The 8266-nt window shown below is 67.5% G+C and carries 10 protein-coding genes; 2 read left to right on the top strand and 8 right to left on the bottom strand.

Translation table 11 applies throughout. From position 1 onward, the window contains the following. From IV112_RS03515 to IV112_RS03490, 6 genes are all read right to left on the bottom strand, one after another. Positions 1–1579 (bottom strand): electron transfer flavoprotein-ubiquinone oxidoreductase (locus tag IV112_RS03515; RefSeq protein ID WP_304001064.1); only part of this gene is annotated, 1579 nt, incomplete at its 3' end. A gap of 128 nt (positions 1580–1707) precedes the next feature. Beyond that, positions 1708–2571 carry an SPFH domain-containing protein gene (locus IV112_RS03510; RefSeq protein WP_304001063.1) on the bottom strand — a complete coding sequence of 288 codons (864 nt, stop codon included), beginning with the start codon at positions 2569–2571 and terminating at the stop codon, positions 1708–1710. A 13-nt stretch (positions 2572–2584) separates the two neighbouring features. After that, positions 2585–3043 carry an NfeD family protein gene (locus IV112_RS03505; RefSeq protein WP_304001062.1) on the bottom strand — a complete coding sequence of 153 codons (459 nt, stop codon included), beginning with the start codon at positions 3041–3043 and terminating at the stop codon, positions 2585–2587. Positions 3044–3074: 31 nt separating this feature from the next. Beyond that, entirely contained in the window at positions 3075–4001 is a 927-nt protein-coding gene (locus IV112_RS03500; protein ID WP_304001065.1) for a histone deacetylase family protein, read from the bottom strand. Between the two features lie 118 nt (positions 4002–4119). Then, positions 4120–4308: a hypothetical protein gene (locus IV112_RS03495; RefSeq protein WP_304001061.1), complete on the bottom strand. Its 189-nt coding sequence runs from the start codon at positions 4306–4308 to the stop codon at positions 4120–4122. 184 nt (positions 4309–4492) lie between these two features. Then, positions 4493–4687, bottom strand: a complete 195-nt coding sequence (locus tag IV112_RS03490; protein WP_304001060.1) for a hypothetical protein — start codon at positions 4685–4687, stop codon at positions 4493–4495. Positions 4688–4891: 204 nt separating this feature from the next. Here IV112_RS03490 and IV112_RS03485 point away from each other — a divergent pair, with 204 nt between their 5' ends. After that, entirely contained in the window at positions 4892–6244 is a 1353-nt protein-coding gene (locus IV112_RS03485) for a sensor histidine kinase (protein WP_304001059.1), read from the top strand. Position 6245: 1 nt separating this feature from the next. Next, positions 6246–6932, top strand: coding sequence for a response regulator (locus IV112_RS03480; RefSeq protein ID WP_304001058.1), 687 nt, complete (start codon positions 6246–6248; stop codon positions 6930–6932). Here IV112_RS03480 and IV112_RS03475 read toward each other — a convergent pair whose 3' ends face one another. Then, positions 6933–7709 carry a TrmH family RNA methyltransferase gene (locus IV112_RS03475; protein WP_304001057.1) on the bottom strand — a complete coding sequence of 259 codons (777 nt, stop codon included), beginning with the start codon at positions 7707–7709 and terminating at the stop codon, positions 6933–6935. Continuing rightward, positions 7706–8173: a CopD family protein gene (locus IV112_RS03470; RefSeq protein ID WP_304001056.1), complete on the bottom strand. Its 468-nt coding sequence runs from the start codon at positions 8171–8173 to the stop codon at positions 7706–7708. Before IV112_RS03470 ends, IV112_RS03475 begins: the two co-directional genes overlap by 4 nt. Positions 8174–8266: the final 93 nt, after the last annotated feature.

Raw genomic sequence — 8266 nt, 5'->3', positions numbered from 1 at the left:
GGTCCTTGATGTCGCAGGTCTTGCAGTGCACGCAGTTCTGCGCGTTGATCTGCAGACGCGGGCCGTCCTGTTCCCGCACGATTTCATAGACACCCGCCGGGCAGTAGCGCTGTTCGGGCGCGTCGTAGGCCGCGAGATTCACCGTGATGGCCACGCCGACGTCGGCCAGCCGCAGATGACAGGGCTGGTCCTCTTCGTGGTTGGTGCTTGACAGGAATACCGACGACAGGCGGTCGAAGGTGAGCACGCCATCCGGCTTCGGGTAGTCGATCGGCGTACAGCTGGCGGCCGGCTGCAGTGAGGTGTGGTCGGCGGTGTTGCGCAGCGTCCACGGCACGGCGCCCTTGAACAGCAGCTGTTCGGCGCCGTACAGGAAGGCGCCCAGCCACAGGCCTTTCTTCATGTAGGGCTTGAAGTTGCGCGTGCGGTAGAGCTCGTCGCGCAGCCAGCTGATGCGGAAATTTTCCGGATAGGCGGCGAGCGCGTCCTGCGCGCGCCCGGCGGCAATCGCGTCGACCGCGGCGTCGGCGGCCAGCATGCCGCTCTTGATCGCGGCGTGGCTGCCCTTGATGCGCGCGGCGTTGAGGAAGCCGGCGTCGTCGCCGATCAGCGCGCCGCCCGGGAACACCAGTTTCGGCAGGCTCTGCAGACCGCCGGCGGTGATCGCCCGCGCGCCGTACGACAGGCGCTGCCCGCCCTCGATGTGGGTGCGGATGGCCGGGTGGGTCTTGTAGCGCTGGAATTCCTCGAACGGCGACAGGTGCGGGTTGCTGTAGTTGAGCCCGACCACGTAGCCGATGGCGACCAGATTGCCCTTCAGGTGATAGATGAAGCCGCCGCCGTAGGTGGCGTTATCCACCGGCCAGCCGGCGGTGTGGACGACCAGGCCCGGCTGGCTCTGCGCCGCCGGCACCTCCCACAGTTCCTTCAGACCGAGGCCGTAGGTCTGCGGGTCGACGCCCTCGCGCAGATTGAAGCGCTGTTCCAGCGCCTTGCCCAGGTGGCCGCGGCAGCCTTCGGCGAACAGCGTGTATTTCGCGCGCAGCGCCATGCCCGGCTGGAAGTTCGGCCCCTGCTCGCCGTCGCGCGTGAGGCCCATGTCGCCGGTGATGACGCCGGCGACCTTGCCGTCCTCGATCAGCAGCTGCGCGCCGGCGAAGCCGGCGAACACATCGACGCCCAGCGCTTCCGCCTGTTCGCCCAGCCACTTGACGACGTGGCCCAGGCGCACGATGTAGTTGCCGTCGTTGTGGAAGCTCTGCGGCAGCAGCGCGTGCGGCACCGCGCGCGCACCGGTTTCCGACAGGAAGAGCATGCGGTCTTCGGTGACCGGCGTGTCGAGCGGCGCGCCCTGCGAAGCCCAGTCCGGCAGCAGTTCGGTCAGCGCGCGCGGGTCCATCACCGCGCCGGACAGGATGTGGGCGCCGACCTCGGCCGCCTTCTCGATCACGCACACCGACAGTTCGATGCCGGCCTGTGCCGCCTGCTGCTTCGCGCGGATCGCCGCCGCCAGTCCGGCCGGGCCGGCGCCGACGACCAGCAGGTCGAATTCCATGGATTCGCGTTCGATGTCGCTCATTCTCAGTGTCTCGGGTGCGGGAGCGGACAAGGCCGCCTACAGGCCGATTCTCGCCGATCAGGTGCCGGCCCGCGCGTGCGGGACGGGCATGTCACGATTCCTGCAGGTTCTGGATCGAACGCGCAGGCTCAGCCCTTGCCGCCGGCACGCGCGAAGATGCCGGCCACGGCATCCTGCAGGTCGGCCGGCAGCACGACCACCTTGGCGTTCGGCGATTCACCCAGCTTGTTCAGCGCGGCGATGTACTTCTCGCCGAGCAGATACATCATCGGCAGCTGCTGCTCGCCGAGCGATGCGGTGACGCGACGGATCGATTCGGCGCTCGCCTCCGCCAGCGTGACCTGGGCGGTGGCGTCGCGCTTGGCCGATTCCAGCCGCGCCTCGGCTTCGAGAATCATCGACTGTTTCTGACCTTCGGAGCGCGTCACCATGGCCTTGCGCTCGCGCTCGGCGCTGGCCTGCTGTTCCATCGCGCGCTGCATCGAGTCAGACGGATTGATGTCCTGGATCTCGACCGACTTCACGGTCAGGCCCCAGTCGATCGCCTCGTCGGCGATGCTCTCGCGCAGCCTCACCTTGATCTTGTCGCGGCTGGACAGCGCCTGGTCCAGATCCATCTCGCCGACGATGGACCGCAGCGTGGTCATGATGAGGTTGCGGATCGCCTCGGAAAAGTCGGTCACGCCATAGACCGCCTTGACCGGGTCGGTAACCTTGATGAAGGCCACGGCATTGGTGCGGATGACCGCGTTGTCGCGGGTGATCACCTCCTGCTCCTGCACGTCGAGGATGATGTCCTTGGTCACCACCTTGTAGGCGACGTCGTCGAGGTAGGGAATGATGATGTTGAGGCCGGGCAGCAGCGTGCGCAGGTACTTGCCCATGCGCTGCACCACCCACTCCTCGCCCTGCGGCACCACGCGCAGGCCCTTCGCCAGCGTGACAGCGACGAATACGACCAATGCAATGACGACGATCAGTCCGGAACTCATGGGCAATCCTCCCTCAGGTTTTGTTGATGTGCGTGCGCCCGACCTTGAGCAGCGAGCCCTCGACCGACAGTACCTTCACCCGCTCGCCGACCGGCAGCGTGTCGTCGGCGATGCAGTCCCATACGTCGGCGCCGAGCAGCGGCTTCTGGAAGCGCACCTGACCGCGACCGAAGGGGGTGATCTCGTGCACCACCAGACCCACCTCGCCGAGCACGTCACCGGCCGACATGCCGGAGTGCGTGCGGTGCTGGTCGGCGCGGAAGACGCGGAACCACGCAAAAACCAGCACGCAGGACAGCACCGCCCACACGGCGAGCTGCAGCGTCAGCGACAGTGTGGGCACCGCCCACAGCAGCAGACCGATGCCGATCGCGGCAACGCCGAACCACAGCACCACCATGCCGGGCACGGCCAGCTCGATCACCAGCAGTGCAAGACCGGCGACCAGCCAGTGCCACCATTGAATATCCATATTGAAAGTCCGCAGTGAATGCCGGCGCAGTCTAGACGCTGCAGTCGCCGAGCGCCATCAGGTGAGCGGCCACCGCCGGGCCGATGGCCGGCAGACCGTAGCCGCCCTCCAGCGTAGACACGATGCGCCCCTGCGCCGACGCCTCGGCGATGTCGCGCAGTTCGTGCGTGATCCAGCGGTAGTCGGCGGCTTCGAGTTCGATATTGGCCAACGGGTCGTCGCGCAGCGCGTCGAAGCCGGCAGAGATCAGCACCAGCTGCGGCCGGAAGGCGCGCAGCTTCGGCAGGGCGACCTCTTTCCAGTGCCGGCGGAAGGCGTCCGAGCCCTCGCCCGCCGCCATGCGTAGCGGGATGTAGCCGGCGCGCTCGGGAAACTCGCCGCGCGGGTAATAGGGATGTTGGAAGCTGTCGGCCATCAGCACGCGCGGCTCGCGTCTGAACATCAGTTCGGTGCCGTTGCCGCGATGCACGTCGAAATCTGCGATGGCGACGCGCTCGATGCCGTGCGTCGCCAGCGCGTGCGCGGCGCCGACGGCGACGTTGCCGTAAATGCAGAAGCCCATCGCGTCGCCCGGCTTCGCGTGGTGGCCGGGCGGGCGCGTCGCGCAGAAGACCGCCTTCGCTCGCCCGCTCATGACCAGATCGACGCCCTGCACGACGGCGCCAGCGGCGCGCGACGCGGCGGCGAGCGAGCCGGGCGACATCACGGTGTCGCTCTCCAGCCGGTAGGAGCCGGTTTTCGGCGCCACCCGCTCGACCTCGTCGAGATAGGCGGCGTTGTGCACGCGTTCGAGCTGGGCGCGGGTGACCAGAGGGGCCTCGACGCGCTGCCACTTGCGCGTGACGCCGGAGCGCTCGAGTTCAGCGAGTACGGTCTGCAGACGCGCCGGCGATTCGGGGTGACGGTCGCCCGGACGGTGTTCCAGACAGTCGGGATGGGAAATCAGTACGCAGTCCATGGCCGCAGTGTAGGCGGCCTCGGCGTCGGCGTGGCGTACCGGACGCGCACAAAAGAACGGGAGCCGCACTGCGGCTCCCGTCGGTACGAAGGATCCGGGGCTCATCCAGCCCCGGCCCTCACTTCTTCTGCGCAGCCTTCTTCTTCTCGTAATTGAGCATTTCGTCCGGCGTGATGTGGCCGTCCTTGTCGACGTCCATCGCCACCCAGTCGCGCGCCAGCTCGGGTTTGTCGGCCTTCGCGTCGGCGGCATGGGCGCCGGCGCTCATCACGGCGCAGGCTGCAAAAACAAGACTGAACTTCTTCATTGCCATCTCCTGTCGTCGGTTGTGGGGTGCATCGATGCGGCAATACTTAGCACGCAAATCGAATGCCCCGCATAGAGGCAGGACCACGCCTCGCAGTTCCTTTCGACGACAGGCTCTTACGTGTTTTTGCGCTTGGAAAAATTTTGAAAAAAGCAGGTGCCGGACGGCGGCCGGCACCGTCCGCTCACTTCTTCGCGTCGGCGCGCTTCTTCTCCCAGGCGACCATTTCGTCGGGCGTGATGTAGCCATCCTTGTTGGCGTCCATCTCGACCCAGTCGCGGGCCAGTTCGGGTTTGTCCGACGACGGCTTCTTCGCATCGGCGGCAAGAACCGGCGTGGCGAACAGAGCCAGCGTGCAGATCAGGGCAGTTTTCTTCATGGCTTTCTCCTCGGTGACGTGCCGCTCGAACGGCGACAGCGCCGTTCAATATCCGTGAGTCACGCCCGCCCGCGGCAGGGAAATCCAATCGCACCAGGCGGGATGCCGTCCCGCGCCACGGATGGCGGCGCGCGATGCGCGGGAGGATTTCCCGACAGCCTTCGCATTACGATGCCCGGTCACGCAACTTCCGGAAATGCCTGCATGAGTCTGCGTTTCAGACTCACCCTGATCATCGCCTCGCTGATGACCCTGCTGGTGATTGCCGACAGCGGGCGCAGGCTCTACGACGCCCACGACGATGCGGTGACCGAGATCGATTCGGTGGCGCGTCTTGCGCACGCGCTGCTGCCCAGTGTGCTGACGCCGGCACCGCCCGGCATGTCCACCGAGTCGCTGCTCGCGCACATCGATCTCACGCATGAGCTGCGCACGCTGCGCCACCTCACCGTCGAGGTGCACGCACTGGATGGCCGCACCATACTGAGTTCGCGCGACGCGCCGCCGATCGAGGCGCCGGCCGCGCTGAACTGGATGGGCGAGCGCCTGCGCAACCTGCCGCCGCTGCGCAAGGACATCCGCGTCGGTGAGCGGGTGGTCGGCTACTACCTGCTGGTGCCGAATGCCGACGACGAGCTGCGCGAGATCTGGGACGACTACATCAAGCAGACCAGCATGGTGCTGGCGATCGGGCTGATCGCCTGCTTCATGGTGTATTGGGCGGTCGGCCGTGCGCTGCAGCCGCTGGGCAGCGTCATGCGGGCGCTGTCGGCAATCGGCGAAGGCCGGCTCGACGCCCGGCTCGACAACGTCGGCCCGGGCGATCTGGCGCCGCTGTCCGATTCCTTCAACAGCATGGCGGCCACGCTGGAGGCCGCCGTGAGCGAGCGCGCTCGCCTGCTGCGCAAGCTGATCACGCACGAAGAGGAAATCCGCCAGTCGCTGGCGCGCGATCTGCACGACGAACTGAGCCCCTATCTGGTGGCCATCCACCCGCACGCCCGCCTGCTGGCCGACGCCTGTGAAGGTCGCCCCGAGCTGGCCGAGCACCGCGAAGCGGCGCGCTGGATGTCGGAACAGGTGGGCCATCTGTTGCGTCTGGTGCGCAACCTGCTCGAACACCTGCGCCCGCCGGACATCGAGGAACTGGGCCTGCGCCACGCGCTGGCCGAACTGGGTACCCAGCGCAGCCGTGGCGCCGACAAGGTCGAGGTGGTGTTCCATCTCGACGAGGACCTCGGTCAGCTGTCGTCCATGCACGACATCACGCTCTACCGCATCGTGCAGGAGTGCCTCACCAATACGGCCAAGCACGCACGGTGCACCCGGATCGATGTCCATCTGGATATCGACACAAGGCTCGGCCGCGTATCGCTGCGGGTGACCGACGACGGCGAACCGACGCCCTACGTCGCACCCGAGAGCGGCTTCGGTCTGGTCGGCATGCGCGAACGCGCGCTCGCACTGGGCGGTGACTGCCAGGCCGGTCCGCGTTCGCGCGGCGGCTGGGAAGTCACTGCCTGGCTGCCCCTGAAAACCTCGGTACAGGAACACTGACATGGCTCCGAACACTCCCATCCGCGTTCTGCTCGTCGACGACCACGCCGTTGTGCGCGCCGGCTACCGCCGCTTCCTCGAACACAACCGCATGATGGAAGTGGTCGGCGAAGCGGGCAGCTCCGACGAGGCCTACCAGCTGTTCAGGCTGATGAAGCCGGACGTCGTGGTGATGGACATATCGCTTCCCGGCGCCAGCGGCATCGAGGCGGCGCGCCGGATGCTGGCGCTCGACGGCCGTGCGCGCGTGCTCATGTTCTCGATGCACGCCCAGCCGGCCTTCGCCCGCCAGGCACTGGAAGCCGGCGCCATCGGCTTCCTGACCAAGGACACCGAACCGGAAGCGCTGGTGCAGGCCGTCATCGCCGCCGCCCAGGGCCGGCGCACGCTGAGCCCGCGCGTGGCCGAACAGCTGGCACTGGACAACGTGATGCCGGACGAGAAGCGGCTGGACGTGCTGACACCGCGCGAGTTCGAAATCTGCCGCCTGCTGCTGGCCGGCATGACCGTGGACGAAATCGCCGACGCACTGAAGCTGAGCCCGAAGACCATTTCCAACCGGATGAGCGAAATCCGCCAGAAGCTCGACGTGCGCAGCGACGTCGAACTGGTGCGCCTGGCCACCGCCGCCGGCCTGGTGCCGTGGGCGGCACGGCCGGACGTGGCCGGCGAAGCACCGGCCGCCTGATCAGGCCCGGAGGCGCTGCCTTACCTGCTCGAACAGACAGACCGTGGCCGCCATCGCGACATTCAGCGATTCGGCCGCACCGGGCATCGGGATGATGGCCGGGTCGGTCGCCAGCGCGCTGACGGCTGGCGACAGGCCGGCGCCTTCGTTGCCGAAAAGCCAGGCGACCGGGCCGCGCAGGTCCAGCGCATACAGCGAGGTACGCGCGTCGAGTCGGGTGGCGACGATGCGGCCCGGGTAAGTCTTGAGCACCGCCGCCACATCGCAGTGCTCGCGGATGCGCAGACCGAAATGCGCGCCCTGCCCGGCGCGCAGCACTCTGGGGCTCCAGGCCTGGGCGCAGCCGGTGGTCAGCAGCACGTCGCACACGCCGGTGGCCCAGGCGGCGCGCAGCAGCGTACCGAGATTGCCGGTGTCCTGCACCGCGTCGAGCACCAGACAGTCGCCGGTGATCGGCGCCTCCGCCTCGGCCGGGATGTCGATCAGTCCGAGCAGGCCGGTCGGCGTGTCGGTCGGGCTCAGTTCGTCGAACAGCGGGTCGGCGAGCAGCAGCACGGCCTCACCCTGCTCCGCCAACGCATCCTTGACTTCGACGTGGTCGAGCGCGCGCTCGGCGACGACGGCGAGCTTGGGGCGCACACCGGCGTCGAGCGCGCTGCGGAACAGGTGCATGCCGTCGATCAGCGTTTCCGCCGCCTCGCGCCGCGCGCGCGACGAGGTCGCGAGCTTGCGCAAGTGCTTGAACTGCGCGTTGTCGCGCGACTGAACGTGCTTCATCCGGCCACCAGTGCGCGCCCCAGCGTGGCCAGCGCGATGGTGACGAAGCCGAGCACGGTGTTCAGCCCGACCAGCTTGCGGATCTGCGCCAGCGCCGCACCGCCGGCCGGCCAATCGGACGCATCGACCGCGCGCAGCAGCCGCTTGTAGGGCGCGAAGAATACGTGCATGAAGATGAACATCATGATCAGGCCGACGCCGAACATCAGGTGCCAGTGGATCGGTGCCGCCTTCATGCCGACCGCCAGCATCATGCCGAGCCCGCTGACGAGAATGACCGCGACCGATGCCCAGACCAGCGGGAAGAAGCCGCCGAAAACACCGCGCCACAGGCGCAGCCGCGCCGGCGGTTCGAGCTGCACGGCGGCCACCGGGCGCAGACAGACATAGGCGAAGAACATGCCGCCGACCCAGATCGTGACTGCGGCGACGTGCAGGAACAGCAGCAACGGAACGTGGCTCATGGTGTGAAGACCCTCGGTGAATGGCGCACGGGCAGTCGCGCAGCCAAGAAAAAGCCCGCACATCCTGCGATGCGCGGGCTCCGATGTTAACGC

Source organism: Methyloversatilis discipulorum (assembly GCF_018780585.1).
Taxonomy (GTDB): Bacteria; Pseudomonadota; Gammaproteobacteria; order Burkholderiales; family Rhodocyclaceae; genus Methyloversatilis; species Methyloversatilis discipulorum_B.
The sequence above is the reverse complement of the archived record's forward strand: the minus strand, read 5'-3'. Positions and strand labels throughout refer to the sequence as shown.